Origin of the sequence: Streptomyces sp. NPDC086787, from assembly GCF_044745865.1 — a bacterium.
Classification (GTDB): Bacteria; Actinomycetota; Actinomycetes; order Streptomycetales; family Streptomycetaceae; genus Streptomyces.
The window spans coordinates 92499-117370 of the sequence record NZ_JBIVBC010000017.1; the positions used below are offsets into that span (position 1 = coordinate 92499).

Here is a 24872-nt window from a genome sequence, read left to right on the forward strand (position 1 = left end):
CCACGAGGGCTCCCGTGATAATCTGTCAATTGCTTGCGGCATGCTGCGGCGAGGGGGAAACGCGCATGGACAACGGCATGGACTACGGCACGGGCCACGCGGGAGCGCGAATCCAGGTGAAAGTCCTGGGGCCGGTCCAGCTCGAAATCGACGGAGTTCCCGCCCGGCTCACCCCGCTGACCACCCGGCTGCTGGTACGGCTCGTGGCCGCCGAGGGCGAGGCCGTGCCGGTGCGGCAACTGCGGCGCGACGTCTGGGGCTTGGCCGACGAGCCGCGCCACCTGGCCCAGCGCAGCCGCAACGAGGTGCAAAAACGCGTCCTGGAACTGCGCCGCGCCCTCGACCCCGGCCAGGACGGCACCGCCGCCCGCGTACTGCGCACCGAGCAGCAGATCACCGTGCACGGCCCGGAGACCGCCTACCGCCTGATGCTGCGGCCCGAGGAACTGGACAGCGCCCGGTTCACCGCGATCACCGGCGGCGCCCTGCTCGCCCCGCCCGCCACCGCCGCCCACCACCTCACCGAGGCGCTGGCGCTGATCCACGGGCGGCCGCTGGCGGAGGTGGACGGCGAGGACTTCGCGGCCCCCTACATCCGCCGTATCGTCGCGCTGCGCGACTCCGCCCGCCGTGAACTGGTCCGCGTCCACACGGAACTCGGCCGCCCCGACCTCGCGCTGCCCGTCGCCGAGCTGATCGCCCACGACCACCCCGACGATCCCGGGGCCGCGCACACCCTGGACGTACTGCGCGCCACGCTGCGCGCCCGGCACGGCGCCGAACTGCTGCGGCACACCGTGCCGTTGCCGGGCCGCCGCACGGATGTCGTGCTGGTGCGCGGCGACCTGTTCGAGCAGGGCGACTCCAACCTGGTGGTCGGGTTCACCGACACCTTCGACACGGAGACCGACCGGGACGTCGTCATCAGCCGGGACAGCGTGCAGAGTCAGCTCGTCGACCGGTTGTTCGCCGGTCAGCGCCGGCTCCTGGACGAGAGGCTGCGGGCCGGGCTGCGCGCGGTGAAGTCCGTCCGCACGGAGAGCGTCCGGGCCAAGCCGCGCGGCAGACGGGTGCGCTATCCGGTGGGTACGACGGTCGCCGTTCCGGTCGGCGGGCGCCGGGTGTTCGCCACCGCCTACTCGCGGCTCGGCAACGACCTGGTAGCCCGCTCCGGCCACGAGGAGCTGCGGCTGAGCCTGGACAGCCTGTGGGCCTCGGTGGCCGTGCACGGGCTGTTCAAGCCGGTGGCCGTCCCGCTCATCGGCTCCGGGCTCGCCCGGGTCACCGAACTGGACCGGGGACAGCTCGTGGAGCTGATCGTGGACTCGTTCATCGACGCCTGTCACCGCTACCCGGCGCTCACCCCCGAGCTGCGCATCGTGGTCCGCCCGGAGGACCTGGCCCGGACCGACCTCTCCCCGGTCGAACGGCGCCTGCAGAACCTGGTGCGTGCGGGCCGGGAGTGAGACCGGGCGCCGTACCGCGTCCGCCCGAGCCGCCGAACTCCTCCGCATCCCCCGGCCCCCTGTACGGCGTCCAGCGGGTCGCGCGGCCCACCGCCGACGCCCGGCCCCACCCGAGAACCCAGTGGACCGCCTCCCCCGCTTCCGGGGGGAGTGCCCCTCCGCTTCCGATCCGATTCCGATGCGCCGGGGCCGTCGCCGTACGGGCCGGCGTCACTCCGAGGCGGCGGGCGTCACTTCGAGACGGTCGCCGCCCGCTTGCGAGCCTCGCGCTCCAGGGTGTTGCGCAGCCACCGCTGGAGCGGTTTCTCCACGAAACGGTGGACGAGCCAGGACAGCACGAGCAGCAGCGCCGTGGTGATGCCGAGCGTCGCCCACGCCCCCACGTGCCCGTACAGCGTGCGGATGATCGCCCAGCCCAGCTCCTCGTGGAGGAGATAGAGCGGGTAGACCAGGGCACCGGCCGTGGCCAGCCACTTCCAGCCGATGCGGTCCAGCTTGTGCAGCGCGACCGCGAGGACCAGCAGATAGAAGACGGTGACCAGGGCGAGCGCGATGTACGGGCTGCGGTCCATGCCCTTGTCGTGCCGCAGATGGTCGGCGTGCTGCACCAGGTCGCTCTGCATCACCAGCCAGCTCGCGCCCAGCAGGCCCCAGAGCTTGAGGTCCGGGCCGAACCGGTACATCAGGTACATCGCGATGCCGGAGACGAACAGCGCGGTGTTCAGCGGCTGGGCGAAGATCCCGAGCAGCGGCACGTGCTCCTGCTGTGTCAGGACGCTCGCGAGCAGCCACAGCCAGCAGAAGACGGAGACCCGGGTGTAGTCCAGCCCCTTCCAGAGCACGACCAGGAAGATGAGGTAGAAGGTCAGCTCCACCCACAACGTCCAGTAGGCGCCGACCAGGTGCTGGGCGGAGAGCGGCACCTGGAGCATGGTGAGGTTGGTCAGCGAGTCGCTGATGCTCGGCGCCTTGCGCGCACCGTCGGGCATCCCCCGCCAGACGAGGACGGCGACGACCGCCGAGAACCAGTAGGCGGGGAACAGGCGCAGGAAGCGGGCCCGCACGAACTGGCCCGGCGTCCGGTCCCAGGCGGACAGGCAGATGACGAAGCCGCTGATGATGAAGAAGAGCTGGACACCGTACGAGCCGTACGAGGTGATGGGGAAGATCGAGGGGAACAGGTGCTTGGGGTTGGTGCCCCAGTTGGCCTTGGTCGCCGCGTCCACGCCGGTGAAGTGGAACAGCAGTACCGACAGCGCCGCCACGACCCGCAGCGCGTCCAGCGCGTAGAGCCGGGCGCCCCGCTCCCGGGCGGGCGTCGCGACCGGTGCACCCGGTCCGAGCTCGTCGGAATCGCGTGCGTCCGGCGCCTTCGGCTGGGTCGGCACCGTGACATCGGCCTGGGACATGTTCCCCCTCGCTACTGCCCACGCACACCGTCCGGGTGGGCGTCATCTGGTCGCTTCGCGGCCTCCGCGCGACGCGCCCGGTGAGCATACGGCGCAAGGGCGGCGCATTTTCGCGCGGTCGGCCTTTCTGTGTTCAATACGACACACCCCGCGGCGCATGATCTTCTTCAGACCCTCTAGCGGTCGATCCGCACCTGACGGGACACCGAGACCTGGTCCAGGTCCGACGCCCGTACGGTCACCTTCATCGTCCAGGTGCCGGGGATCGGCAGGTTGAGGGAGTCGGTGCCCCAGTAGCCGCCCCGGTCGGACACTCCCGAGTCGAGGGGGCCGATCTTCTGGGCGTCCAGGGTGAAGGAGATGCGCAGTTCGGGGACCGCGGCCAGGCCGCCGTCGGGGCCGTACACCACGGCCTGCACGGCGTTCCGGCCCACCCGGCCGGGGTCGAGGGTGATCTGCACCGAGCCGCCGTGGCTCCCGGCCCGGAACGGGACCGTGGTGACGGAGGCGGTCGGCAGGCCGGGGGCCACCGCCGCCGACGGCTGCGACGCCTCGGCCGCGGCCCGGCCCGGCAGGGTGCTCGTCAGCGCGGTCGTCAGCCCCAGCACCACGACACCGGCCATCACCTCGGCGAGCACCGAGCGGCGCAGGGCACGGCGGTACGGGTCCGCGGGCGGCACGTCAGTCGGCGGCACATCAGCCAGCGTCACGTCAGCAGGCGGCACGTCCGTGGGCGGCACGGTCCGCGCCTCGGGCAGCGGCGCCCCGCCGGCTCCGGCCGTCTCCGGTACGCGTTCCCGAGCGGCCCGGGGAGCCTCCGCCGCGGCCTGCCGTGCGTTCGTCCACCGCCGCGACCAGGCCGCCGCCGCGAGCAGCAGCGTCACCGCGAGGAGCTTCAGGGTCAGCAGACGGCCGTACGACGTGTCGGTGAGCGCCTCCCAGGAGCCGAGGCCGCGCCACGACTGGTAGACGCCGGTGACGGTGAGGACGGTCACGGAGGCGAAGGCGAGCCGGGAGAAGCGGGTGACGACGTGCGGCGGTACGGGCTCGGCGCCGCGGCGCAGCGTGATCAGCAGGGCGGTGAGTCCGCCGAGCCACACCGCCATGGCGAGCAGGTGCAGCACGGACGAGGTCATGGCGAGCGGCACCTGGATACCGGCCGACGCGTGCTCGGCGGCCGCCCAGGTCAGAGCGAGCCCCACGGCGAGCACCGCCCCGGCGGTGAGCGTCGGACGGGAGCGGCGGGCCAGGCGCGGCAGCAGCGCGGCGAGGATCAGCAGCAGCGCAAGGCGGGCCAGCAGGGCCAGTCCCGGGCGGCCGGTCGCCGCGCGGGTGAGGGCCTGGAGGTCGAAGGCGGCCGCCGGACCGGTGCCCTCCTCGTACGGGGCGCGCAGCACCAGCAGGGCGAGGGTGGCGCCGAGCAGCGTCCACCAGCCCGCCCAAACCGGCCGGCGCAGTGGGCCGGCGTGCGGCGGACGGCAGACGGCCAGGAACACGAGGGTGCCGATGAGCAGCGCGGCGGCCGCGTAGGCGGCGTAGCGGGCGATGTTGTAGAGGCCCGCGGTTGCGGGGTCCTCGGTGTCCTGGGTGATCGCCGTCGCCGTGGTCGGGGAGGGCTTGCCGATGGAGAAGGTGAAGGCGCCGGAGACCGGGTGGCTGTCCGCCGAGACCACCCGCCAGGCCACCGTGAAGGTGCCGGTGCCGAGCTTGCCGGGCAGGGTGATCCGGGCGGTGTCCGAGGCGCCCGGGGCGTGTCCGGCCTCGCCGGTGCGGACCCGGCGGTTGTGCGGGTCGTACACCCGGAAGGAGTCGTCGAGCAGGGCCACGGACTCGCTGAACGTCAGGGTGACGTGTCGGGGCGCGGTCTTGAGGACGCTGCCGTCGGCGGGGTCGGTGGAGCGGAGGGCGGCGTGCGCCGAGGCGGGTCCCGCTCCGCCCAGGAGGAGCAGGACCAGCATGCCGCCGAGCAGCATCAGCCCCCGGAGCCGCCGCTTTCCCCGGCGGACATCGCCGCGCCCGTCACCCACGTCACCCCTCCGTCCGGCAGTGCCTCCGCTTACGTACGGACGAGGGGCCCGCCGTGCTCACCGCGTGGGCCGCATCCTCGCAGCCCCGGCCGGGAAGGCCGCCTCCCGGGTTAGGAACGCCAGCTGGGCCCGCTTCTCGGGCAGGTACACGTCCGGGAGGTCGATCTCCGGCAGGACGACGGCCGGGCCCTTCTCGAAGCCTTGCCGCAGGAACCGGTCGACCGCCTTCTCGTTGCGCACGTCCGGGTCGATCACGACCCGCTGCCGGTCAAGGCCCAGCAGCACGAACGAGGCGAGCACGTCCATCAGCGCGGCCGTCCAGCCGGCCTGCGCGCCGTCCGCTCCGGCGGGGGCGAGCAGGAGATGGATGCCGATGTCTCCGGGCCGGACCTCGTAGCACTCGCCGACCCGGTCGGCGCCGGGCTCGTAGGTCTGGAGCAGCGCGGCCGGCCGGCCGTCCTTCACGACCAGGTAGGCGTGGTGGGTGTCGAGCGTGTGCAGGTGGGTGTAGATCTCCCGGACCTGTTCGCGGCCGAGGCCGTTCATGCCCCAGAAGACGGCTCGTTCCTCGCTGACCCAGTCGTGCAGGACGGCCGCGTCGGCCCGCGGGTCGAGCGGCAGGACGCGGACCGTCCCGAAGCCGTCGACCGGTTGTTCGTGGACGGCCTCGCGGGTGGCGGCGTAGGGAGCGGGCATCGTGGTCTCGTTCTCCTTCGTCAGGTGGTCCCAGTCGGTGACGACGGGGACGAGTTCGCCGCCGAGCCACCGGGGGAGCTGGTCGCGGTGGTGCGGCGAGCCGGGGATCCCGGACGCGCCGAAGGGCACCACCCAGGCGCTGTCCTCGCGGCGCGCCAGGTCCCAGACGTAGCGGGCGGCCGGGCCGCGGGCGGCGAGGTCGGTGAGGCCGGGCACGGCGGTGGTGCACAGCACGCAGTCGTGGTCGCCGGACAGGCCGGGTTCGGCGGCCGGGTCGTACGGCGTGAGCGGCAGCGCCCGCCAGGGGGCGAGGCGGTGGGTGTCCCCCCAGGTTTTCCGCCCGGTGCTCCCCCCGGTGCCGCCCGCAGCGGCCGCCACCTCCTCGACGGCGGCGCGTACGGCGGCCGGGCGGTCGATGCCGTACAGCTCGGGCGCGGCCAGCAGGTGTTCGAGGGCGAAGCCGATGCGCGGGACGAGGGCGAGCCAGGGCAGCAGCACCTCGGGGTAGGCGGGCGCTTCGGTCAGCGCGGCGAACGCCGGGTGCGCGGCGAGGTGCCGTACGACCGCTCCGCGCAGCGCGGCGAACGCGGCCGCGCCGGTGCTGTCCGCGTCCATACGGCGGTCCCAGGCCAGCAGGCGGTCCCGGAGCCGTACGGCCTCGGGGCCGAGTCCGTCGAGGGCGGCCAGTTGGTCCAGCAGGGGTGCGGCGGAGGCGAGATGGGTGTCCGTGTGGATCGCGGGCATGTCGGCGGCGGACCAGCGGCGGCGCCGGTCGAGCAGGGCGCGGATGCGGTCGGCGCGGTGGGGCGCGGCGAACTCGGTGCCGAGCGGGGCGGCCGGGCCGCGCTGGTTGGCCATCACCGCGATGCCGTCGGTCAGCCCGGCGCGGGGTGTCTCGTGCCGGCCGGTCCACTCGTGGCCGGGCTCCCAGGCGGGCACCAGGCGGGTGCGGTTGGCCGCGGACCTGACCGGTACCCGTCCGGCTACGCGGTGCAGCACACCGCCCTCGGTGTCGGCGGCCTGGACCACGTTGACCGGTTCGGCCCAGGCGTCGAGGGCCCGGTCGACGTCGGCGACCCGGCGGGCGCGCAGCAGCGGGAGCAGCGCGCCGAAGCCGAGGTCGCCGGTGACCCGGGGCGGGTAGCGCAGGGCGAGGGCGGTGGGGACGCCGGACTCCGTGCCGTGGGGGTCGGCGCCGTCCAGGCCCTCGGGGCCGCCCGCGATCACCGGTCCGCGTTCGGTCTCGATCACCTCGATCTCGACGGGCGCCTCCCCGGCGACCTCGACGGTCTCGGTGTGCCGGGCGGCGCGGCGCCAGCTGCCGTCGGGGCCGAGGGCCTCCACCCCGGCGCCGGTGCGGCGCAGCCGTTCCCGGTACAGGTCCTGGTAGTCGGCCATGGCGTTGGTGATGGCCCAGGCGACGGTGCCGGTGTGGCCGAAGTGGGCGATGCCGGGGATGCCGGGGACGGCGAGGCCGACGACGTCGAACTCGGGGCAGGCCAGGCGGATCTGCTGGTAGACGCCGGGGTCCTCGATGAAACGGTGCGGGTCGCCCGCGATGACGGCCTGCCCGGTGACCGTGCGCGCGCCGCCGACCAGCCAGCCGTTGCTGCCCGCGGTGGCGGGCCCGTCGGTGGCGAACAGGGCGACGGCGTCCGGCCCGAGGTGGCGTACGACCTGTTCGCGCCAGAGCTTGGCCGGGAAGCCGGCGAACAGGATGTGGGTGGAGAGCCAGACCGCGAGCGGGGTCCAGGGTTCCCAGTGCCCGGGGTCGAGGGGGGCCGCGGCGAACTCGGGGGCACGGCGGGCGCCCTCGGCGAGGCCCTCGTTGACTCCGTCGACGTAGGCCCGTATCCAGTCGGCGGTCTCCGGATCCTGGCTCTCGAGGACGGTGAGGCAGCGCCTGGCCGTGTCGTCCAGGCGGGCTCGGCGCGCGAACACGTCCCAGGCGAGGGACGCGGGGCCGAGGAAGGACGCGGAGGTGCCCTGGGCGCGGTGGCGCTCGGTCTCCAGCTGCCAGGCGCGGTCGAGGGTGGTGATCCGGCCCTGGGCGCGGGCGAGTTCGGGTGCGCTGTCCGCGCGCAGATGGGGGATGCCCCAGGCATCGCGGTAGATCTCGGTGGCCACCCTGTGACACCCCTTCGCTTTAGGTTAGCCTTGCCTAAGTTATTCGGTGGGAATCGTACGCGAGGAATGGAGTGGTCATGAGCCAGGGGCGGGGTTGGGAGGGTGCGGTCCTCAAGCTGATGCGCGCCAAGGACTTTGTCCTCACGGTCACCGACGCCGAGTACGTCACGCCGGACTACCGCAGGGTGCGGCTGACCGACGGCGGCCTGCTCGCGGCGACCGGTGTCCACCCGACCATGTGGGTACGGCTGTGGTTCGCCGACGGCGGCAGGCCGCACCAGCGGGCCTACACCCTGGTCGACCCGGACCCCGCGACCGGGACCTTCGCCCTGGAGTTCGCGCTGCACGAGGGCCGTGCCAGCGACTGGGCCCGCTCGGTGAAGCCCGGCGACACCATCGAGGCCACCGTGCAGGGCACCGGCTTCGAGCAGCCCGACCCCGAGCCCTCCCACCTCGCGGTGATCGGCGACCCGGCCTCGCTGCCCGCGATCAACTCCCTGCTCGACACGTTCGGTTCGGTCCCCGCGACCATCTGGTTCGAGGGCGACCTCGACGCCCTCCCCGCCCGCACCGACCCCGCCCGGCACGACATCCGGCAGACACCCCGCCAGGACGCGGGCGCCCACCTGGTCGAACAGGTCCGCGCCGGTCTCCCCGAGGTACTGGAGAACACCCCGGACGCCTATGTGTGGATCGCCTGCGACACGGCGACCACCCGGACGCTCACCTCGTACGTGCGCAAGGAACTGGGCATTCCCCGGCAGCGGGTGCACGCACTGGGGTACTGGCGGGCGGGCTGAGCCCGCACGCGGGATCATCGAGGCATGGACGTCACCCTGCACCTCGCCCAGGACCCCGAGGCCGACGCGCTGCTCGGGCGGTCGGCCCTCGCCGCGCTCATCGGCATGCTGCTGGACCAGCAGGTGCCGATGGAGTGGGCGTTCAAGGGACCGGCGACCATCGCGCGGCGCATGGGGGCCGACGACCTGGACGCGCACGAGATCGCGGCACGGCAGCCGGAGGAGTTCGTCGCGCTGCTGTCCGAGAAGCCGGCCGTGCACCGCTACCCGGGTGCGATGGCCAAGCGCGTCCAGCAGTTGTGCCAGTACCTCGTCGAGCACTACGACGGCGACCCCGAGGCGGTCTGGCGGGACGTCACCGACGGGCGTGAGCTGCTGAAGCGGCTCCAGGACCTGCCCGGGTACGGCGAGCAGAAGGCACGGATCTTCCTGGCGCTGCTCGGCAAGCAGCTGGGCGTCACGCCCAAGGGCTGGCGGGAGGCGGCGGGCGCGTACGGCGAGCCGAAGTCGTACCGTTCCATCGCCGACATCACCGGGCCCGAGTCGCTGGCCAAGGTGCGGGCGCACAAGCAGGAGATGAAGGCCGCCGCCAAGGCCGAAAGGGCGGCCAAGGCCGGCAGGTAGCCCCGGCGCTCCGGTCAGCCGTGTGGCCCGCCCGAAGTGGCGGGCCGTTCCGGCGCCGTCACAGCATGGACCATGACCGAGCCACCGAGCAGCACCACCCCCGAGGGTCGGGAGTACGACGACCGCAGGGTGCACTCCGGGCATCCCCCGCACGTCCGGCACGAACCCGAACCGCCCCTCGAGGGCCCCCTGCACGCCCTGTCCCGAGCCGCCTGGCAGATCGTCCTGCTCACCGGTGTCGCCTCCCTCGTACTGGGCGTCCTGGTGCTGATCTGGCCGGGCGCCTCACTGCTGGCCGCCGGTGTCCTCTTCGGCGTCTATCTCCTCGTCAGCGGTGTGTTCCAGCTGATCTCCGCCTTCGGCACGCACCGGGCGACCTCGCTGCGCGTCCTGGCGTTCATCAGCGGCGCGCTGTCCATCCTGCTGGGCCTGTTCTGCTTCCGCGGCCCCATGCAGTCGACCCTGCTGCTGGCCCTGTGGATCGGAATCGGCTGGCTGATCCGCGGGGTCACCCAGACCCTGGCCGCCGCCTCCGACAAGAGCATGCCCGCCCGGGGCTGGCAGGTCTTCCTGGGGATCGTCACCTTCATCGCCGGGATCGTGCTGATCGACTCGCCGTTCGAGTCGGTCGCCGTGCTCACCCTGATCGCCGGCATCTGGCTGATCGTGGTCGGCGTGGTCGAGATCGTCACCGGGTTCCGGATCCGCCACCAGGCCCGGTTGGTGCCGCGCGCCCTGTGACCGTGACGGTCACCGGCACGCCGTACACGTACGCCGTGCGAGCGGAACTCGGGGGGCGCGCGAGGAACGTCGGGAATCCGGCGAGGAGATGACCTTCCATGAGCACCATGAGCAGCACGCGACACCCGGGACGCGGCCGCACCTGGCCGCGGGTGCTCGCCCTGCTGCTCGTACTGCTGGTGCCGGGCGCCCGTGCCGAGACGCACCTGGTGCCCGTCGTGGCCTCGGCCGCGGACGCCGTGGACGCCGACATCGACATCCTGGACACGGCACTGCGGCCGTCGTACCGCACCGCCCCGCGTCCCGCACCGCCCGCGCGTGCCTCGGGCCGCCCCGGCCGGGCCCCCATCACCCCCGTCGGCGGCCGCACGCCGACCGCCGGGCCCTCCCCGCTGCACGCCTCGCGCATCCTGCGCTCCGTGGTCCTGCGTTGCTGACAGACCCGGCCCGCCAGGCCAGTCGGTCCGAAGCAATCCGACGCGAGGAGCACAGTCATGCCCACCGACCCCTACGCGGTGCTGCGCGCCCTGCTGCGCGCCGAGGCAGCCCGCGGCAAGGCCAAGCCGAAGCCGGAACCCGCGCGGGAGCAGCCCCCGAAGGAACAGACGCGCTGAGGAGGACGGCGGGGGCGGACTACCGCCTCCGCCGCGCCGTACCGAAGAGCGACCGGGTGATCTCGCGTCCGAGCTGCGTCCCGATCGAACGGGCGAGGGACTTGAACACTCCGCTGGCGACGACCTGTTCGACCATCGACGGCTGCTCCCGCCCCGCCTGCATCTCGTCGGGACCCTTCGCGCCCCGCCCCATCTCGTCCGGCCCCTTCGCGCCCCGCCGCATCTCGTCGGGACCCTTCGCCCCGCGCCGCATCTCGTCGGGCCCCTTTGCCCCGCGCCCCGCCTCCGAGAGCTTCTCGTACGCCGACTCCCGGTCCACAGCCTGTGCATAACGTCCGTGGAGCGGGGACGCCCGCACCGACCGGTCGAGCTCGGCCGGGTCGACCGGGCCCATCAGCGACCTCGGCGCGCGCAGCCGGGTCGCGGCGACCGGGGTGGGCGTGCCCCTCTCGCTCAGGACCGTGACGACCGCCTCACCGGTGCCGAGAGAGGTGAGCAGCTCGTCCAGGTCGTACTCCGAACGAGGGAATGTCCGCACCGTCGCGGTGAGCGCCTTGTGGTCGTCCGGGGTGAACGCGCGCAGCGCGTGCTGGACCCGGTTGCCGAGCTGGGCGAGCACGTCGGACGGCACGTCCTTCGGGGTCTGCGTGACGAAGAAGACGCCGACCCCTTTCGAGCGAATGAGCCGCACGGTCTGGGTGATCGAGGCGAGGAAGGCCTTGGACGCGTCCTCGAACAGCAGGTGCGCCTCGTCGAAGAAGAACACCAGCCGGGGCCTGTCGGTGTCGCCGACCTCGGGAAGGTCGTGGAACAGGTCGGCCAGCAGCCACATCAGGAACGTCGAGAAGAGCTGCGGCTTCTCCTGTACGGCGGGAAGTTCGAGGACCGAGACGACGCCCCGCCCGTCCGGTGCCGTGCGCAGCAACTCGCCGGTGTCGAACTCCGGCTCGCCGAAGAACGCGGACATGCCCTGCGCCTCGAAGGCGGTGAGGGCGCGCAGGATCACCCCGGCGGTGGCCGTGGACAGGCCGCCGACGTTCTTCAGCTCGGGCCTGCCCTCGTCGGAGATGAGGAAGGCGACGACCGCCCGCAGGTCCTTGAGGTCGACCAGCTCCAGGCCCTTGGTGTCGGCGTAGTGGAAGATCAGGCCGAGGCACTGCTCCTGGGTCGGGTTGAGCCCGAGCACCCTGGACAGCAGCACCGGTCCGAAGCTGGTGACCGTGGCCCGCAGCGGGATGCCGTGCCCGATCCCGCCCAGCGCGAGGAACTCGGCGGGGAAGCCGTCCGGGCTCCACTCCTGGTGGACGTCGGCCGCGCGGCTGCGGATCCGCTCGCCGGGCTGTCCTGGTGCCGAGATCCCGGACAGGTCCCCCTTCATGTCGGCCAGGAAGACGGGCACGCCCTGCGCCGAGAGCTGCTCGGCGATCAGCTGGAGTGTCTTGGTCTTGCCGGTCCCGGTGGCGCCCGCGACCAGGCCGTGCCGGGTGAGCATGGACAGCGGGACGCGGATCCGCGCGTCGGGCCGGCAGAGGCCGTCCCAGACCAGGGCGCCCAGTTCCAGCGCGGGGTCTCCGAAGGCGTAACCGGAGGCGATTTTCAGCGCCTCGGCCGGCAGGGCGGGGGCGTTCCCCGGCGTCCCGGGAGTACTGGTGGGGCCGGCGGGCGTCCCGGGAGCGCTGGTGGACGGCATGGTCTCGCGGTCACTCATCTCAGGCCCCTGTTCCAGGTCCGTGCCAGGTTTGCCCCGATTTACTGCGTCATTTCCAGCGTGGCACTGCGCCGCCGAGGCTGCGCCCGGAACGTCTTGGCCGGTAGGCTTTCCGTGTGATCTTCAAGCGCATCGGAAACGGCCGGCCGTACCCCGACCACGGCCGGGAAAGCACCCGGCAGTGGGCGGACGTCGCGCCGCGCCCGGTCCGCCTCGATCAGCTCGTGACGACCAAGGGGCAGCTGGACCTGGAGACCCTCCTCGCCGAGGACTCCACGTTCTACGGCGATCTCTTCGCGCACGTCGTGAAGTGGCAGGGCGACCTGTACCTGGAGGACGGCCTCCACCGCGCGGTCCGCGCGGCGCTCCAGCAGCGACAGGTGCTGCACGCGCGCGTGCTGGAACTGGACTGACCCGCGACCGCACCGGCCCGCACGAAAGCGGCACAACCCGCGCGGAAATCGAACTGAACCGTTGACGGGTTGCCCCTTTCGGGTTCTCCCACCCGGCGCCGAATGATCATCTAGTAGGAATCGCGGGCGGGTCGCACTACGCTGCGCCCATGAGCATGCTGACGCCCCCCGGCATGGGCGGCCAATACCGCATCACGGGGGACAAGTACCCGCGGATGCGTCCGCGTCGGCAACGCGGCAGGCTCGCGTTCGGACTGGTGGCCGCCACCGCCGCGCTCGGCCTGGTCGGCTGGGGGACCCTGCAGCTCATCGATGTCTTCACGGGCGGCGAGAAGGCCTCCGCGGCCGCGGTCAAGGCGTGTCCGGCGGCCGAGCCGGGCGTCGTGGCCTCCACCGCCGCCGCACAGTCGCTGCCGAGGCCCGCGCAGATCACCGTCAACGTCTACAACGCCACGCCCCGCACCGGTCTCGCCAAGGACACCGCGGACGAGCTGAAGAAGCGGGGCTTCCGGATCGGTCAGGTGGGCAACGCGTCGGCGGAGTTCGACGGCAAGGTGAAGGGCACCGGACTGCTGCTCGGCCCGGCGTCCGCCCTGCGCACCGCACTGCCGGTACTGGCGACCCAACTGGCCTCCCCCGAGCAGCGCACCGACGCCGCCCACAAGGGCCCGGCCGTCGACCTCGTCATCGGCACGGCCTTCAAGGGCCTCGCGTCCCCGGCCGACGCCACCCGGGCGCTGACCGCGCTGACGTCCCCGGAGACGACGCGCACCCCCACGAACAAGCACTGCTGACACCGGGGAGCCCGGAGCCAGCAGTGCGGGGACGGCCGGCGCACGGAGCGCCGTACGGCCTACTCGGCCGCGCCGTACAGGCGGTCGCCCGCGTCTCCGAGACCCGGGACGATGTAGCCGTGCTCGTTGAGGTGGTCGTCGACCGCCGCGGTCACCACGGTCACCGGGGTGTTCGCGAGTTCACGTTCCATCACCTCGACGCCCTCGGGGGCAGCGAGGAGGACGACGGCGGTGACGTCGTCGGCGCCACGCTTGATCAGCTCCTGGATCGCCGCGACCAGGGTGCCGCCGGTGGCCAGCATGGGGTCGAGGACGTACACCTGACGGCCGGAGAGGTCCTCGGGCATGCGCGAGGCGTACGTGGACGCCTGGAGCGTCTCCTCGTCGCGGATCATGCCCAGGAAGCCCACCTCGGCGGTCGGCAGCAGCCTGACCATGCCGTCCAGCATGCCCAGACCGGCGCGCAGGATCGGCACCACCAGCGGACGCGGGTGGGACAGCTTGACGCCGGTGGTCGGGGAGACCGGGGTGTGGATGTCGACGGTCTCGGTACGCACGTCCCGCGTGGCCTCGTAGGCGAGCAGGGTGACCAGTTCGTCGGCCAGCCGCCGGAAGGTCGCGGAGTCGGTGCGCCGGTCGCGCAGGGTGGTGAGCTTATGGGCGACCAAGGGGTGGTCGACGACGTGGAGACGCATGTCCACAACAGTAACCGCGCGCACCAGCAGCTCGCTCTGGCATCAAACGGCCCACCCGGGGGAAAGCGAGAGGGACGGAGGGGGTGGTGAACCGATGCCCGACCTGCCTGGTCTTCCCGACTTTCCCGACCGTCCCGGTCGTCCTGGCCTTCCTGGCCTTCCTGGCCTTGCCGACCCGTCTGCCGACCGCGGCACCGGCCCGAACGCGGACCCGGACCCCAGCGGGGAACGCCGCCGCCGACGGGCCCGGTTCCTGCGCGAACTCGCCGAGGCGCGCGAGTTGCGCGACCGCGTCCAGCCGCGCCGCGCCAAGGCGGCCCGGCTGCGCCACGCGATGCGGATGCGAAACTTCCGCTGGTAGCGACCGGCGACAACGCCCGGCGAACGGGCGCGGAAGATCGGGGGATGCCCGCGCGTTCACCGCAAGGCAGTGCGTGAGCGGCACCGAAAGCCGCGTACGATCCGCTGGTGGCGGCAACAAAACAGCCGGACACAGCGGGCCGAAGACGTCCCCTGAACGCCTTGTTTCTGCCACGATTCCGAGTGGGTGGGGCTCGGAGCCCAGCTCTCCCCGCCCAGACCTCCGCCGGGGGGACCCCCAACCGGCACGCCTATGACCAGTGGGAGAGTCACGGTGTACTTCGCCGCACTGCTCGCGCGCACCGAAGACGGGTGGAAAGCGAGCGACACAGAGCTCGACGATGTGGAGACCCTGTCCGATCTGGCCGACCTGGCCCGGGAAGCCAATCCCGACGAGGACACGGTGCTCGTCCTGATCGAGCAGGAGGACGCCTGGTTCGGCGTCGTCCGCATGGACGGCGAGGACGACCCTCGCATCTATGTCTCGGACGCCGCGGCAGCCGCCCGCAGCGCCTACGGCGAGCTGCTGCTCACGGACGAACTGCTGGGCCGCGAGCCCGGCTCCGACGGCCCCGACCTCGACGCCCTGGACCTCGACGGCACCGAGGACGGCGAGTCGGACGAGGACGACGAGTCCGACGACGGGACCGGCACCTCCGCCGACGCGGTGCCGCACAGCCCGGTGGGCGACAGCGAGATCCTCGACGACCTCGGCGTCGGCGAGAAGGAACTGCGCGCCCTGGACGCGGAGGACGCGCTGGGCGCCATCGCCGAGGCCCTGGGCGCCTCGGAGGTGCTGGAGACCGTCCGCTGACCGCCCCGGCGGCGGGACAGGCGGCGGACCCGGTACGCGACCGCTGGCGGGCCGCGATGCGGCTCGCCCTGGACGAGGCCGACGCGGCCGTCCGGGGCGGGGACGTCCCCGTCGGCGCCGTCGTGCTGTCCCCGGACGGTACGACGGTGCTCGCCACCGGGCACAACGAGCGCGAGGCCACCGGCGACCCGACGGCGCACGCGGAGGTGCTCGCGATCCGCGGCGCCGCCGCGCGGCTGGGAGAGTGGCGGCTGACCGGGTGCACCCTCGTGGTCACGCTGGAGCCCTGCACGATGTGCGCGGGCGCGCTGGTGCAGGCCCGGGTGGACCGCGTGGTCTACGGCGCCCGCGACGACAAGGCGGGCGCGGCCGGCTCCCTCTGGGACGTCGTGCGGGACCGGCGGCTCAACCACCGGCCCGAGGTCATCGAGGGCGTGCTGGCCGAGGACTGCGCCCGACTGCTCACGGAGTTCTTCCGGGACCGGTGAGGAGGGCCGCCAAACGGATTTCGGAGCACGCCCCACCTTGCTGTAAGGTCTCCCTCGGTAGCGTGTCCGAGCGGCCGAAGGAGCTCGCCTCGAAAGCGAGTGTGGCGCAAGTCACCGAGGGTTCAAATCCCTCCGCTACCGCCATGGAAGGGCCCCGTCGAGAGACGGGGCCCTTCGTGCACTCGGCGTGTCAAGTACGCCTCGCACACGCGGGGTTACACTCGCCGCCGACAATCACAGGCAGTCACAGGGGAGGCCGCGGTGGCGGTGAACACCAAGAAGATCGCCGTCTACGTACTCGCCGTCTTCGTGCTGTACGTGATCATCACGGATCCGGCGAAGGCCGCGGACTACGTCCAGATAGGTTTCGAGGGCATCTCGGACGCCGCGAAGGCCATAGGCGACTTCATGACCTGGGTCGCCAACGGGGCGAAGAACTGAACCGAGCGAACAACTGAGGGAAGAGCCATGATCCGCCACCTGGTCCTGTTCAAGCTCAACGAGGGCGTCGGGCGAGACGACCCGAGGGTAGTGGCCGGCGTCGAGGCCTTCCGGGCACTCGGCGGCCGGATCGAGGAGCTGCGCTTCTGGGAATGCGACTGGAACATCACCGACCGCCCGATCGCCTACGACTTCGCGATCAACTCGGCGGTCGAGGACACCGACGCCCTGAAGCGCTACCTGGAGCACCCGGCACACCAGGCGGGCGTCGCACTGTGGCGGGAGTTCGCCACGTGGGTGATCGCCGACTACGAGTTCTGAGCGGCCGGCCCCCGGTCAGCAGCCCCCTGCCGTTCCGGCCGGGGGCTTTCGCATGTCACATGGCCCAACTTGCCCTCAACACGGCGTTATGCGGTGCTTGCACACAGTGCACATGTCTTGTGATGCTATGACCGCTTTTGACGGATGATTGACCGATGAAGAGGTGGCGTTGACCGTGTCGGCCAGTACTGCGCCGCCCCAGGAACAGGCGCCGCCCGCCCCTGCCCCCGCCCCTGCCCCCGCCCCTGCCCCTGCCCCTGCCCCCGAGAAACGCCGCGGCGCCGACACCCGCGCTCTCACCCAGGTGCTCTTCACCCAGCTGAAGGAGCTCCAGCCCGGCACGCCGGAGCACCACCGCGTGCGGGGGGCGCTCATCGAGGCCAACCTCCCGCTCGTACGCTATGCCGCCGCCCGCTTCCGGTCCCGCAACGAGCCGATGGAGGACGTCGTACAGGTCGGCACCATCGGCCTCATCAACGCCATCGACCGCTTCGATCCGGAGCGGGGAGTGCAGTTCCCGACCTTCGCGATGCCGACGGTGGTGGGCGAGATCAAACGATACTTCCGGGACAACGTCCGCACCGTGCACGTGCCGCGCCGGCTGCATGAGCTCTGGGTACAGGTCAACAGCGCCACCGAGGACCTGACCACCGCCTTCGGACGCTCCCCCACCACCGCCGAGATCGCCGAGCGGCTGCGCATCAGCGAGGACGAGGTGCTCTCCTGCATCGAGGCCGGGCGGTCGTACCACGCGACGTCCCTGGAGGCCGCCCAGGAGGGCGACGGGCTGCCGGGGCTGCTGGACCGCATCGGCTACGAGGACCCGGCCCTGGACGGCGTGGAGCACCGTGACCTGGTCCGCCACCTTCTGGTGCAACTCCCCGAACGCGAGCAGAGAATCCTTTTGCTTCGCTACTACAGCAATCTCACCCAGTCACAGATCAGCGCGGAACTCGGTGTGTCCCAGATGCACGTCTCGCGGCTACTCGCGCGTAGCTTCCAGCGGCTGCGTTCGGCGAACCGGATCGACGCATAACCGCAAACAGGATCGAGCCATCACCGGCGAGAGCGAATCGCTCACCAGCACGCTTTCCGACAGTTGAGAGTCGAAAACCCGTCAGACCCCCTTTATCCAGGGCCGATTCGTAACTCACATGTCGACATGTCACTACAGCGTGTTGCCGACATGTGACATTCTGCGGGAAGCGCGTTTGCCGAGGCTCCGGCTCCGGTATTCAGGTGAAGGCTGCGTTCCTCGAAAAGGATCGCCGCCCCGACCGTCCCGCGACCCAAAGGGGGTGGCATGTCCGCAGAACAGGGCAGCTCGAAGGTGCTCACGCCCACGAAGAGCGAGGCTGCGCCCAAGGAGCTCAGCGCTCTCGACGTGCTCGACGACATCCCGGCCCCCGACACCGCGCGAGGGCAGGATCTCCCGCCCGCCGCGGACGTGCCGGCACTGCCGGCCACGGGGGACATCGATACCCGCACGCTGTCCCGTTCCCTGTTCCTGCGGCTCGCCACGCTCGACGAGGACGGCCCCGAACGCGCGTACGTCCGGGACACCCTGATCGAGCTGAACCTCCCGCTCGTCCGCTATGCGGCGGCCCGCTTCCGCAGCCGCAACGAGCCGATGGAGGACATCGTCCAGGTCGGCACCATCGGCCTCATCAAGGCCATCGACCGCTTCGACTGCGAACGCGGCGTCGAGTTCCCGACGTTCGCGATGCCGACGGTCGTGGGCGAGATCAAGCGCTTCTTCCGGGACACGTCGTGGTCGGTCCGTGTGCCGCGCCGCCTCCAGGAGCTGCGTCTGGCCCTCACCAAGGCCAGCGACGAGCTGTCGCAGAAGCTGGACCGCTCCCCGACGGTCACCGAACTGGCCGCCGTGCTCGGCGTGTCCGAGGAGGACGTGGTCGACGGCCTCGCGGTGGGCAACGCCTACACGGCCTCCTCACTGGACTCCCCGGCCCCCGAGGACGACGGCGGCGAGGGCTCCCTCGCGGACCGCCTGGGGTACGAGGACACCGCCCTGGAGGGCGTCGAGTACCGCGAGTCCCTCAAGCCGCTGCTGGCCAAGCTCCCCCCGCGCGAACGCCGGATCATCATGCTCCGGTTCTTCGCCAACATGACCCAGTCCCAGATCGGCGAGGAGGTCGGCATCTCCCAGATGCACGTCTCCCGCCTCCTCACCCGCACACTGGCCCAGCTCCGCGAGGGCCTGATCTCGGACTGACCCGTCCACGACGACACGGACGAACGACACGAACGACACGGACGACCGGCCGCCAAGCCGCCATCCCGGCAGCTTCGGCGGCCGTCGCCCGTCCACGTCCGCCATGACGACGAGCGACGGCGACCGCCACCGGCGAAGGCCACATCGCGCGGCCCGGCCCCACTCCCGGCCCGTCATGGCGCGCTGCTCCCCACGACCTGCGACATGGCCCGCACAGGACGAGCAGTCGCCGAAGCACGGCCACGACAGCCCCGGCGACCACCACCCGGCCGCGGCCCGGAACGACAGCGGCCGCCACCGGCAGGGTCCACACCGCGGGCGCCCCGCCTCGCCCCGCCAGGAAACCGGTCCCGGACTCTTCCGTGCGCGGGCCTTCTGATCCGACGGAGCGTCAGCCATCATGGCGCGATGCTTCGGACGACGTGGGCGACATGGACACGTGGCCGCCGGGGCGCCGTCACGGCGGCGGTGTCGGCGGCTGTCGGCTGTCTGGGCGTGGCCGTGGCCGCGGGCGGCGATGGGCCCTCCGGCGGTGACTACGTCGCGGTGGGCCCGGTCGGGATCTCGCCACCGGTGCGGCTCACCCCGACCGGAGGGGTGACGCTGACCCCGCTCGACGGCGGTGGTGGCACGGGGGCCGCGCCGAGCGGTTCGCCGTCCGGTGCCGGGCCCTCCGAAGTGGCCCCGGGTGGGTCCGCGGGGCCCGCCGCCGCGGCGAACGGCCCCGGGCACCTTCGAGAAGCCCACCCCGGACCCTCGGCGTCAGCGCCGTCGGCCCCGTCGGCCCCGTCATCGGCGACGTCCCCGTCGCATCCGTCGGCCCCGGGGCCCACGCACACCCCGGCACCGACCCCCGCCGCCCTCACCTGGGGCGCCCCCGCGCGGGAGGGCACGGACCAGCGGTGGTGCGAGGAGGTGACGGTGGCCTTCCGCAACACGGGAGGCACCTCGGTCCGTTCGGGCACGGTCACCTTCGGCACCCACGTCATCGGCTCCCTCGGCGTCGACTGGGCGACGGTCACCTCGACGCAGAGCCTCCCGGTGCCGATCGGGGCCGGCGCGGGCACGCGAAAGAGCTGGACGGTGTGCGTCGACGCCTGGCGCGTGCCGCTCGGCATGCACATCGAGACGCGGGACGTCACCGTCCAGTGGAAGTGAGGCAGGCGGCTACTTGAGCGCCAGCCAGGCCACCGCGGCCACGACCGCCACCGCGACGATCACGCCGATGATCAGACCGACGCGGGGGCCCGACGGAGCGGACGCCTGCTGCCTGCCCCCCTGGGGGGTCTCCTCCACGAAGGCGCGGAACATCTGGGTGCTGCCTGCGGGGTCGTAGTTGCCCTGGGGGCCCTGAGTGTTCGCCATGGCCCGAGACCCTAGCGAATCCCGGGTTCCGGCCCAAGCGGGGGCCCACCCCACCCGCTGCCGCCCTGTCGCGACCGCTCCACCTGCATGTTTACGAACGCAATACTTGTCTTTGCCAAGCTTTTGCGTCACCGGCCACCGATTTGTTTGCCTGTAGCAACCAAGCAATACTATGGTTGCCCGAAGCAACAAACAAGGAGGGTGTGATGGCGGAGCAAGCGCAGTTCGAGGAGCTGGCACGTCAGCTCAGCGCCGTCGGAGCCGTGAAACGGGACCTCGGGCGGATCCTTCCGCACGCCTGCCCGGCCGGCGCCGCGGCCGTACTGATGCTGCTCAGCCGTGACGGCGACATGCGCATGAGCAAGCTCGCCGAGCTGATGGCCGTGGACATGTCCGTCACCAGCCGGCATGTCGCGCACGTCGCGGAGCGCGGCTGGATCGAACGGTCCCCCGACCCCGCGGACAAGCGCTCGCGCATCCTGCGCCTCACCCCGGCAGGCGGAGACATGCTCGTCGAGCTGTCCCGGCGCAGCACCGAGCTGCTGGCCGAGCGGCTGAGCGACTGGACCACCGAGGACGTCGGTGAGCTGATCCGGCTGATGAGCCGACTGCGGGAGAGCTTCGACTGCCGGCCCGTCCCGGCCGTACCGCCGCCACCCCTACCGGTGCCGCTACCGCTGTCGCCCCCACTCGCGACAACCACCACCCGTACACCCGCATAAGAAAAGGAATCCCATGGCAACGACCACACCAGCCGGTGTGCGGGCCGCCCACGCCAAGCACGGGGGAGGCTCCACCGAGCAGAACGCCGCCCCCATGACACACCGACAGATCATGGAAGCGCTCTCAGGCCTGCTGCTGGGCCTGTTCGCCGCCATCCTCTCCTCGACGATCGTCACCAACGCACTGCCGACGATCATCAAGGACCTCGGCGGCGGCCAGTCCGCGTACACCTGGGTCGTCACGGCGGCGCTGCTCTCCCTGACGGCGTCCGTCCCGATCTGGGGCAAGCTCGCCGACCTGGTGAGCAAGAAGGCGCTGGTCCAGATATCCCTGGTCATCTACGTCATCGGCTCGGTCATCGCCGGTCTGGCGCAGAACCCGGCGACCCTGATCACCGCCCGTGTGGTGCAGGGCCTGGGCGCGGGCGGTCTCACCGCCCTGGTCCAGGTGATCATGGCCGCGATGATCGCCCCCCGTGAGCGGGGCCGCTACTCCGGCTACACCGGCGCCACCTTCGCCGTCGCCACCGTCGGCGGCCCGCTGCTCGGCGGTGTCATCACCGACACCGACTGGCTCGGCTGGCGCTACTGCCTCTACGTCGGCATCCCCTTCGCGCTGATCGCGCTGATCGTGCTCCAGAAGACGCTGCACCTGCCGGTCAGCAAGCGGAAGGTCAAGGTCGACTGGACCGGCGCCTTCTTCATCACCGCGGCCGCCTCGCTGCTGCTGATCTGGGTGACCTTCGCCGACGACAAGTACGAGTGGGTGTCCTGGCAGACCTACGCCATGGTCGGCGGCACGATCCTGCTCGCCCTGCTCTTCGTCCTCACCGAGAGCCGGGCCGCCGAGCCGATCATCCCGCTGCGCCTGTTCCGCAACCGCACCATCTCGCTGGCCTCGCTGGCGTCGCTGTTCGTCGGTGTCGGCATGTACTCGGGCACGGTCTTCTTCTCGCAGTACTTCCAGCTCGCCCGCGACGAGTCGCCGACCATGTCCGGCGTCATGACCATCCCGATGATCGGTGGTCTGTTCGTCTCCTCCATGCTCTCCGGCCGGTTCATCACCGCCACCGGCCGCTGGAAGGGCTGGCTGGTCGCCGGCGGTGTCTTCCTGACCGCGGGTCTCGGCCTGCTCGGCCTGATGCGCTACGACACCCCGTACTGGGAGCTGGCCATCTACATGGCGCTCCTGGGCATCGGCGTGGGCATGATGATGCAGAACCTCGTCCTGTCCACGCAGAACCAGGTCGGCCCGGCGGACCTCGGCGCCGCCTCCTCCGTGGTGAGCTTCTTCCGCTCGCTCGGCGGCGCGGTCGGCGTCGGTGTGCTCGGCTCGCTGATGTCCACCCGCATCACCCACTACGCCACCGACACCATCGGCGACCTGACCCCGAAGGCACAGGCCGCGGCCGCCCACGCGACCGGCAGCGGCTCACTGCCCGACATGAACCTGCTGCCCGCCCCGGTCCGCACCTGGCTGGAGAGCGCCTACGGCCACGGCATCGCCGACGTCTTCCTCTACGCCGCCCCCTCCGCGCTGCTGGCGCTGCTGTTCTGCCTCTTCATCAAGGAGGTGCCGCTGCGGACGTCCGGCGCGCTGGCCCAGGCCGCCGAGGAGCAGGCCGCCGCCGTCGCCGAGGCCTCGGTCCCCGTCCAGCGGACGGCGGAGGAGCCCGCCGAGGAGCGGACGCCGAGCTGGGCCGCACCCGTGCTCGACACCCAGGACGGCGACGGCACCGCCACGGCCGCCGCGCCCGTGCTCACCGCGGTCGCCACGGCGGACGCCCCCGGGCAGCCCACCTCCGGCGGCATCCCGGTGCACGGCTTCGTCCGCGGCGCCGAGAGCGCCCCGGTCCCGCAGGCCGCCGTCACCCTGATCTCCCTCTCCGGCAGCCAGCTGGGCCGCTCGGTCGCCAGGGCCGACGGCTCGTACACGCTGGACGCGCCGGGCGCGGGATCGTACGTCCTGATCGCCTCCGCCGACGGCTACCAGCCGCAGGCCTGCACGGTCGTCGTGGGCGACGAGCCGGTGCCCTACGACATCCTGCTCAGCGGCACCAGCGGGCTGACCGGTACCGTGCGGGCGGCCGGGAGCGCGCTGCCGGTCGGCGACGCGATGGTGATCGTCACCGATGTGCGCGGCGACCTGCTGGCCACCGGGACCACCGGTGAGCAGGGCGAGTTCGGCTTCGCCGAGCTGGTGCCCGGCGTGGTGACCGTCGCGGTGAACGCGGCCGGGTTCCGGCCCCGCGCCCTGCCGGTCGAGATCGGCGCGACCGGGGTCACCCGGATCGAGGTCGACCTGGACGCCGGCGCCCGCCTCCAGGGTGTCGTACGGGCCCCGCACGGCCCGCTCGGCGACGCCCGGGTGACCCTCGTGGACGCGGCGGGCAACGTCGTCGGCACCTCGACCACCGGGACGGACGGGGCGTACGCCTTCGCCGACCTGGACGGCGGCGAGTACACCGTCATCGCGACGGGCTACCCGCCGGTGGCCACCGCGCTGACCGTGCACAGCACCGGAGTCGACGGCCACGACATCGAACTCGCCCACCCCGGCGCGTAGTTCAACCGACGGCCCGTGACACACGCGATCCGCGTGTCACGGGCCGTCGTCATTCGACCGATCACAGGGAGAAAAACGGGATGGCACTGACCGCGAAGATCCGCACCAGGGACGGATGGGCCGTGTCGCACGCGGTCGTCACGGTGACGGACATGACCGGTACGCAGGTGCTGCGCGCCGAGGCGGACCCCGAGGGCGCCGTACGCGACACGACCGAGCTCGCCCCGGGCGCCTACACGGTGATCGTCACCGCCGTCGGCTACGCGCCCACCGCCTCCAGCGCCCTCGTCACCGCGAGCGGCCGCGCCGAGGTCGGCACGGTGACCCTGGCCCGGCAGGGCGGCGCCGAACTGCCGCCGCCGGGTCTTTGGACCATCGACCCGGCGCACTCCTCCGTCGCCGCGGTCGCCCAGCACCTGGGCATCTCCAGCGTGCACGGCCGGTTCACCGAGTTCGGCGGGAGCATCGAGATCGCCGCGGACGACATCGTCCACTCCCGGGTGACCGCGGTGATCCAGGCGGCGTCCGTCGACACCGGCAACACCATGCGCGACACCCATCTGCGCTCCGGTGACTTCCTGGACGTCGAGAACCACCCCGAGATCACCTACGCCTCCACGGGCGTCACCGCGGCGGGCCCCGACCGCTGGACCGTCCACGGCGAACTCGCGATGCACGGCGTGGTACGCCGTGTGGACCTCGACCTCGCCTACCTCGGCACCGGCGCCGATCCCTGGGGCGGCACCCGCGCCGCCTTCCGCGCGACGGCGGAACTGCGGCGCGAGGACTTCGCCATGAACTACAACCAGGTGCTCCAGGCGGGCATCGCGGCAATCGGCACCACGCTCAAGGTCGAGCTGGACATCCAGGCGGTACAGGGCGGAACGCTGCCGCAGGCATAGACACGGACGCAGGTACAGACGTACGCACAACAGGGTCAGCCACGAGCATGCCCGCCGCCCCTAGGGTGGCGGGCATGGCACCGAACATCGCGACCAACACCAGCGTCGGCCTGGACGAGTTGCTGGACTTCGTACGGACCCGCCACCGCGCCGTCCTGCTGACCCGGCGGTCCGACGGCGAACCCCAGGGCTCGCCGCTGACCTGCGGGGTGGACGACTCGGGACGGATCGTGGCCGCCACCTACCCGGAACGCGCCAAGACCCGCAACGCCAAACGGGACCCACGGGTCAGTTTGATCGTGCTCAGCGACGACTGGAACGGCCCGTGGGTCCAGATCGACGGAACGGCCGAGGTCATCGACTGCCCCGACTCCGTGGAACCCCTCGTGGAGTACTACCGCAACATCGCCGGCGAACACCCGGACTGGGACGAGTACCGGCAGGCGATGGTCAAGCAGGGCAAGTCCGTCATCCGGGTGACACCCCACCGCTGGGGCCCGGTGGCCACGGGCGGTTTCCCGGCCCGACTGGCCGGGGAGGGCTAGC

Annotated in this window: 25 protein-coding genes and 1 tRNA gene; 20 read left to right on the forward strand and 6 right to left on the reverse strand. The window is 72.0% G+C overall.

Features of this window, described 5'->3' with window-relative positions; translation table 11 throughout:
- Positions 1-65 precede the first annotated feature (65 nt).
- Entirely contained in the window at positions 66-1466 is a 1401-nt protein-coding gene (locus ACIPK3_RS29480; protein WP_402574515.1) for a macro domain-containing protein, read from the forward strand.
- Positions 1467-1696: 230 nt separating this feature from the next.
- On the opposite strand, the gene ACIPK3_RS29485 is transcribed toward ACIPK3_RS29480, so the two are convergent.
- From ACIPK3_RS29485 to ACIPK3_RS29495, 3 genes are all read right to left on the reverse strand, one after another.
- Complete coding sequence (locus tag ACIPK3_RS29485; RefSeq protein ID WP_402574517.1) at positions 1697-2875, reverse strand: acyltransferase family protein; 1179 nt, start codon at positions 2873-2875, stop codon at positions 1697-1699.
- Between the two features lie 176 nt (positions 2876-3051).
- The gene (locus ACIPK3_RS29490; RefSeq protein WP_402574568.1) at positions 3052-4848 is read right to left on the reverse strand and encodes a copper resistance CopC/CopD family protein; all 1797 of its coding nucleotides are present in this window, start codon (positions 4846-4848) and stop codon (positions 3052-3054) included.
- A 111-nt stretch (positions 4849-4959) separates the two neighbouring features.
- Positions 4960-7725, reverse strand: a complete 2766-nt coding sequence (locus tag ACIPK3_RS29495) for a GNAT family N-acetyltransferase (protein WP_402574519.1) — start codon at positions 7723-7725, stop codon at positions 4960-4962.
- 77 nt (positions 7726-7802) lie between these two features.
- Between ACIPK3_RS29495 and ACIPK3_RS29500 the strand changes: the two genes are divergently transcribed.
- The 4 genes from ACIPK3_RS29500 to ACIPK3_RS29515 all read left to right on the forward strand — a co-directional run bounded on the left by ACIPK3_RS29500 (position 7803) and on the right by ACIPK3_RS29515 (position 10327).
- Entirely contained in the window at positions 7803-8525 is a 723-nt protein-coding gene (locus ACIPK3_RS29500) for a siderophore-interacting protein (protein ID WP_402574521.1), read from the forward strand.
- A gap of 24 nt (positions 8526-8549) precedes the next feature.
- A complete protein-coding gene (locus ACIPK3_RS29505) occupies positions 8550-9149 on the forward strand; it encodes an HhH-GPD-type base excision DNA repair protein (protein ID WP_402574523.1) in 600 nt (199 codons plus the stop codon).
- A 72-nt stretch (positions 9150-9221) separates the two neighbouring features.
- Positions 9222-9890 carry an HdeD family acid-resistance protein gene (locus tag ACIPK3_RS29510; protein ID WP_402574524.1) on the forward strand — a complete coding sequence of 223 codons (669 nt, stop codon included), beginning with the start codon at positions 9222-9224 and terminating at the stop codon, positions 9888-9890.
- Positions 9891-9997: 107 nt separating this feature from the next.
- On the forward strand, positions 9998-10327 hold the full coding sequence (locus tag ACIPK3_RS29515; protein WP_402574526.1) for a hypothetical protein: 330 nt from the start codon (positions 9998-10000) through the stop codon (positions 10325-10327).
- 196 nt (positions 10328-10523) lie between these two features.
- Here ACIPK3_RS29515 and ACIPK3_RS29520 read toward each other — a convergent pair whose 3' ends face one another.
- Positions 10524-12212 carry a helicase HerA-like domain-containing protein gene (locus ACIPK3_RS29520; RefSeq protein WP_402574528.1) on the reverse strand — a complete coding sequence of 563 codons (1689 nt, stop codon included), beginning with the start codon at positions 12210-12212 and terminating at the stop codon, positions 10524-10526.
- 116 nt (positions 12213-12328) lie between these two features.
- On the opposite strand from ACIPK3_RS29520, the gene ACIPK3_RS29525 reads away from it, so the two are divergent.
- The gene (locus ACIPK3_RS29525) at positions 12329-12625 is read left to right on the forward strand and encodes a type II toxin-antitoxin system VapB family antitoxin (protein WP_003999914.1); all 297 of its coding nucleotides are present in this window, start codon (positions 12329-12331) and stop codon (positions 12623-12625) included.
- A 149-nt stretch (positions 12626-12774) separates the two neighbouring features.
- The gene (locus tag ACIPK3_RS29530; RefSeq protein ID WP_402574530.1) at positions 12775-13419 is read left to right on the forward strand and encodes a LytR C-terminal domain-containing protein; all 645 of its coding nucleotides are present in this window, start codon (positions 12775-12777) and stop codon (positions 13417-13419) included.
- Positions 13420-13478: 59 nt separating this feature from the next.
- Here ACIPK3_RS29530 and upp read toward each other — a convergent pair whose 3' ends face one another.
- Positions 13479-14114 carry a uracil phosphoribosyltransferase gene (upp, locus tag ACIPK3_RS29535; RefSeq protein ID WP_402574532.1) on the reverse strand — a complete coding sequence of 212 codons (636 nt, stop codon included), beginning with the start codon at positions 14112-14114 and terminating at the stop codon, positions 13479-13481.
- A gap of 94 nt (positions 14115-14208) precedes the next feature.
- On the opposite strand from upp, the gene ACIPK3_RS29540 reads away from it, so the two are divergent.
- The 9 genes from ACIPK3_RS29540 to ACIPK3_RS29580 all read left to right on the forward strand — a co-directional run bounded on the left by ACIPK3_RS29540 (position 14209) and on the right by ACIPK3_RS29580 (position 19929).
- The gene (locus tag ACIPK3_RS29540) at positions 14209-14475 is read left to right on the forward strand and encodes a hypothetical protein (RefSeq protein WP_402574534.1); all 267 of its coding nucleotides are present in this window, start codon (positions 14209-14211) and stop codon (positions 14473-14475) included.
- 273 nt (positions 14476-14748) lie between these two features.
- Entirely contained in the window at positions 14749-15288 is a 540-nt protein-coding gene (locus ACIPK3_RS29545; protein ID WP_402574570.1) for a hypothetical protein, read from the forward strand.
- A gap of 56 nt (positions 15289-15344) precedes the next feature.
- A complete protein-coding gene (gene tadA, locus ACIPK3_RS29550) occupies positions 15345-15776 on the forward strand; it encodes a tRNA adenosine(34) deaminase TadA (RefSeq protein WP_402574535.1) in 432 nt (143 codons plus the stop codon).
- A 56-nt stretch (positions 15777-15832) separates the two neighbouring features.
- Positions 15833-15920 (forward strand) — tRNA-Ser (locus ACIPK3_RS29555).
- Between the two features lie 117 nt (positions 15921-16037).
- Positions 16038-16217 (forward strand): hypothetical protein, encoded by a 180-nt coding sequence (locus tag ACIPK3_RS29560; protein ID WP_402574537.1) that lies wholly within the window; start codon positions 16038-16040, stop codon positions 16215-16217.
- Between the two features lie 27 nt (positions 16218-16244).
- Positions 16245-16538 (forward strand): Dabb family protein, encoded by a 294-nt coding sequence (locus ACIPK3_RS29565; RefSeq protein ID WP_402574539.1) that lies wholly within the window; start codon positions 16245-16247, stop codon positions 16536-16538.
- 169 nt (positions 16539-16707) lie between these two features.
- Positions 16708-17574, forward strand: coding sequence for an RNA polymerase sigma factor SigF (locus tag ACIPK3_RS29570; RefSeq protein WP_402574572.1), 867 nt, complete (start codon positions 16708-16710; stop codon positions 17572-17574).
- Between the two features lie 267 nt (positions 17575-17841).
- Positions 17842-18771, forward strand: coding sequence for an RNA polymerase sigma factor SigF (locus ACIPK3_RS29575; protein ID WP_402574540.1), 930 nt, complete (start codon positions 17842-17844; stop codon positions 18769-18771).
- Between the two features lie 408 nt (positions 18772-19179).
- Positions 19180-19929 (forward strand): hypothetical protein, encoded by a 750-nt coding sequence (locus ACIPK3_RS29580; protein WP_402574542.1) that lies wholly within the window; start codon positions 19180-19182, stop codon positions 19927-19929.
- A 9-nt stretch (positions 19930-19938) separates the two neighbouring features.
- Here the strand turns inward: ACIPK3_RS29580 and ACIPK3_RS29585 are convergent, their stop codons facing one another.
- On the reverse strand, positions 19939-20136 hold the full coding sequence (locus ACIPK3_RS29585; RefSeq protein WP_402574544.1) for a hypothetical protein: 198 nt from the start codon (positions 20134-20136) through the stop codon (positions 19939-19941).
- Between the two features lie 206 nt (positions 20137-20342).
- Here ACIPK3_RS29585 and ACIPK3_RS29590 point away from each other — a divergent pair, with 206 nt between their 5' ends.
- The 4 genes from ACIPK3_RS29590 to ACIPK3_RS29605 all read left to right on the forward strand — a co-directional run bounded on the left by ACIPK3_RS29590 (position 20343) and on the right by ACIPK3_RS29605 (position 24871).
- Positions 20343-20858: a MarR family winged helix-turn-helix transcriptional regulator gene (locus ACIPK3_RS29590; RefSeq protein ID WP_402574545.1), complete on the forward strand. Its 516-nt coding sequence runs from the start codon at positions 20343-20345 to the stop codon at positions 20856-20858.
- A 13-nt stretch (positions 20859-20871) separates the two neighbouring features.
- Entirely contained in the window at positions 20872-23424 is a 2553-nt protein-coding gene (locus ACIPK3_RS29595; protein WP_402574547.1) for an MFS transporter, read from the forward strand.
- Between the two features lie 80 nt (positions 23425-23504).
- Positions 23505-24326 carry a YceI family protein gene (locus ACIPK3_RS29600; protein ID WP_402574549.1) on the forward strand — a complete coding sequence of 274 codons (822 nt, stop codon included), beginning with the start codon at positions 23505-23507 and terminating at the stop codon, positions 24324-24326.
- 74 nt (positions 24327-24400) lie between these two features.
- Positions 24401-24871 (forward strand): PPOX class F420-dependent oxidoreductase, encoded by a 471-nt coding sequence (locus ACIPK3_RS29605; RefSeq protein WP_402574551.1) that lies wholly within the window; start codon positions 24401-24403, stop codon positions 24869-24871.
- Position 24872 lies beyond the last annotated feature (1 nt).